Here is a 585-nt window from a genome sequence, read left to right as displayed (position 1 = left end):
AGCATCAATTTGCTGATCCATCCAGACAAATATTTCGATGTCATGCCGATTACAGAGGCTCCTGCCGAGTCATGTCGGTAAAATGCGGGTTTTGACGTTCTGGAATCACGGATTCAGGTCTAAACTCTAGAACTCTACCCTTAGTGGGGAAAAATGAGAACACAAGGTTTTACACTCGTTGAACTACTGATGACGGTCACGGTGCTGGGCATATTGACAGCACTGGCCGTACCCAGTTTCCGTGGCATGATGGACAGGAATGCGGTTACCACGACAGCAAACGATCTCCTGTCTTCCATCCTGCTGGCGCGCAGTGAATCCATCAAGCGGGAACAGCCCGTCATCTTCAGCGGCAACGCCAGCTTTACCACATGGCAGGTCGCAGTAGATACCAATGGTGATGGCAGCGGCGATGACACGCTGCTGGCACACAGCCTGGATGGAAACGGGGTTGGTGTTTCCGCAAACGTAACTACTCACCCCTATCAGCATAGAGCTGTCCCGAAAAGGCCATTTGAATGGCGACCAGCGGATTGTATCCCTGATTTGCCATGGTCTGCAGGTAACTGGAGATGCGGCAATAGG

1 protein-coding gene is annotated in these 585 nt (G+C 51.8%); it reads left to right on the top strand.

The annotated features are described in order from the left end of the window. Positions 1-153 precede the first annotated feature (153 nt). On the top strand, positions 154-585 hold a 432-nt coding region (locus ACOCD2_RS25280), incomplete at its 3' end, for a GspH/FimT family pseudopilin (protein WP_368857439.1).

Source organism: Thiolapillus sp. (assembly GCF_048562965.1).
Taxonomy (GTDB): Bacteria; Pseudomonadota; Gammaproteobacteria; order Chromatiales; family Chromatiaceae; genus Thiolapillus; species Thiolapillus brandeum_A.
This window is presented reverse-complemented; position numbering and strand designations above follow the sequence as displayed.